The organism is Microvirga sp. P4_G7 (genome assembly GCF_056401005.1).
Window position 1 is genome coordinate 1 of the sequence record NZ_JBFUKD010000456.1, and the last position, 3,142, is coordinate 3,142.

At 58.1% G+C, this 3,142-nt stretch carries 2 protein-coding genes; both read left to right on the top strand.

Features of this window, described 5'->3' with window-relative positions; translation table 11 throughout:
* Positions 1-121: 121 nt before the first annotated feature.
* Positions 122-1,864: a metallophosphoesterase family protein gene (locus tag AC1DT3_RS16275; RefSeq protein ID WP_477466287.1), complete on the top strand. Its 1,743-nt coding sequence runs from the start codon at positions 122-124 to the stop codon at positions 1,862-1,864.
* Positions 1,865-1,957: 93 nt separating this feature from the next.
* A complete protein-coding gene (locus tag AC1DT3_RS16280; protein WP_477466288.1) occupies positions 1,958-3,085 on the top strand; it encodes an AGE family epimerase/isomerase in 1,128 nt (375 codons plus the stop codon).
* Positions 3,086-3,142: the final 57 nt, after the last annotated feature.

Below are 3,142 nucleotides of genomic sequence, written 5' to 3' on the forward strand. Positions count from 1 at the left end.
GTTCACCAACGTGAACGATTTCCGCTGCATTCTGGTCAGGGCGAACCAGGACGTTGCATAAGAGATGCTTGAAGGATGGCGATCTTTCCGTTGCAGGGGAGATTGCACAAAAGATGGTTCGATGACGAAAATTGCAATTCTCGCCGACGTTCATTTTCACGATGTCTATGGCGACTATGATTTCGATGGCCCTGAAATCTCTTCGGCGGCAAGACGTGTCAGTGCGCGCACGCTGCGGGACAGCGTAAACTCGACACGGATCTTCAATGAAAACTATTTCGCGTTCTTGGCGGTGCTGGATGATCTTGTCGCGCGCGACATTCGTCACGTGGTGCTTGTCGGCGACTATTCCGATGACGGACAGCGTGCGACGCTCGACGGGTTGAAGAAGGTGCTCGACCGCTACCGCGCGCAGTACGGCATGGCCTTCTACGCGACGGTCGGCAATCACGACGTCAGAACTCCAGTTGGAAAAAATCACGACAAGCGCTTTCTCAACGGCGACGGCTCGCACACTCTCGTGACGAGTTCGCATGTGATGAAGTCGAGCGGACCACAGATCGTGACCGACAAGATGTTCGGCCTCGGTTACGGCGATGCCGTTCTTGCGATGGCGGAAGCGGGTTTTTTCCGCCGCCCGCAATTCCTTCATTGGGAAACGCCGTTCGGCGAGATTGATGATCTCGCCACGCGAACTTTCGAGATCCGTTCGCGCGACGGCGCGAATGTCAGGCGGACGATCGATGCTTCATATCTCGTCGAGCCGTTCGAAGGACTTTGGCTCGTGTCGATCGATTCCAATGTCTATGTACCCAAGAACGGTGATTTTCCGCCGCATGAACCAAAGGGATATGTGGAGAGTTCCGACGCAGGATGGAATGCGGTGCTGGAACACAAGGCGTTTATCTTCGACTGGCTCGCGGATGTTCAAAAGCGAGCGCGTTCGCTCGGCAAGAAACTCCTCGTGTTCTCGCATTATCCGGTCGTCGATTTTCTGAGAGGAACTGTCGCGGCCGAGGAGAAACTCCTTGGATCGACCGGATTTGCGCGACGTTCTCCATCTCCCGCCGCGAGTGACGCGTTCGCGCGAACCGGTATCGGCCTGCACTTCAGTGGTCACCTTCATGTCAATGTGGTCAGCGTTCATGAGAGCGAGCATGGCCGCTTGATCAACGTGGCCGTGCCTTCACTCGCCGGATATCCGCCCGCCTACAAGATTGTCACCCTCGACGACGCGGACATCAAGATCGAGACTGTCGTCRTTCGCGACGTGCCGAATTTCGATACCTTCTTTAACCTCTACCGAAGCGAACTCACCGCCACGGCGGAACGTCCCAGTTCCGTTTTGGAGGCGCGAGACTATTACGCATTCGTGCGTGCACATATGTCTGAACTCGTGAGCCATCGCTACCTGACGAAGGAATGGCCACACGACTTGTTGCCCCTGATCGCGCGATTGACTGGCTCGGATCTGCTCTTCTTGGCCGCGATCGATGAGCCGCTCGATGCCGCGGACGTGCTCGCGGCGATCGAGGATCGTATCAGAGACGCGCCGGATGCTCTGCAACGCGTAACCTTCAAAGACATGGTGGTCGATTGGTATCGCCTTCGGCACGCGTCCGATCTGGCTTTCGCCGATATCGGCGCAGAGCGGATCGCCACATATCGGCAGATCATCGATCGTTTCGCGCGGCATCGAGGCAGCGCCGGAGTGCAGGGGCGTCTGGCGCTCTTCGCCGACATCATGCGTGCCTATCTCGATGGGCTGTCCGCGAAGCATATGAAAGTCGATTGGGTTGATGGACAGATTCGTACATTTGAGACGCCTGTCCACGCCGATTTCACCGAGCGTTCCGTCGCCTGATCGGTTGAGAATATCCTAAGGTTGAGCCACAAGGCCCACTATTCTGAGTGAGCGAGCCATTTCGGGCATCGCTTGTCGCAAGGGAAGTCTACGATGATCGATCTCAAGCCCTGGCTCATCGAAGAAGCCCTACCATTTTGGAAGTCTCGCGGGTGGGACGGCCGCTATGGGGGGGTCCACGAGCAGATGTTGTGGGACGGGTCGCCCGATCTGAGAGCGATCAAACGGGTGCGCGTCCAAGCCCGGCAGATCTACGTCTACAGCCACGCGGCCGAATTGGGGTGGTTTCCGGACGGAACGAGCTTTGCGCTCGAGTTGCTCGATTGGATGCTGCGCAAGGCGAGAGCGCCCGATCGCGAGCCGGGTTTCGTGCATCTTCTGCACCCCGACGGCTCGGTCGCGGATCACCGGCGCGACACTTACGATCACATGTTCATTCTATTGGCATTGGCTTGGCTCGCGCGTGCGAGTGGGGACGCGCAAGTGCGAGGCCTTGTCGACCAGTTGCAAGACTTTATCGATGAGAGATTGACGGCGCGCGACGGAGCACTTTTCGAGGGTGTGCCCGTATCGCTTCCTCGACGTCAGAATCCGCATATGCATTGCTTCGAGACCATGTTGGCGCTGCATGAGACGCTCGAATATCCCGGTGCGCTCGGTCGTGCGGACAAGATCCGCCAAATGTTGGTGGAGCGATTTTTGAGCCCCGCTCCGAAATTGCGCGAGTATTTCAATGATGACTGGACGGTTCGACCGGGACCGGAAGGCGAGAGCGTCGAGCCTGGGCATCAGGCGGAATGGACGTGGCTGCTTCGGCGTTTCGAGAAACTGACAAACCGTGCGGCAGATCCGTTGGCGAGCGCGCTTCTGGACGATGCCCTGAAGCGCGCCGACACCAAAACCGGATTCCTGCCGGACGAGGCAGACAGTCGGGGTGGAATCCGTCGCGCAACACGACGTCTCTGGCCGCAAACGGAGCTCGCGAAGGCCTGGCTGGCGGAAGCCGAGATCGGACGCGAAACCGCCCTCGACCGGGCCATACGGAGCCTTGAACAATTGCGGGACGTCTATCTTGCAAAACCATTCAAGGCCGGCTGGATCGATCAGTTCGGCCCGGATGGCGAGGTTGTAGTCGATCGGGTGCCAGCGAGCACTCTTTACCATATTCACGTCGCCGTCGTAGAAGCCGATCGCGTATTGGCTGGACAGGGGGCTCGATGAGCAATGTTCGCGTTGGAATCGACGTAGGCGGTACCAAAATTGCCGCCGTCGTTCTGG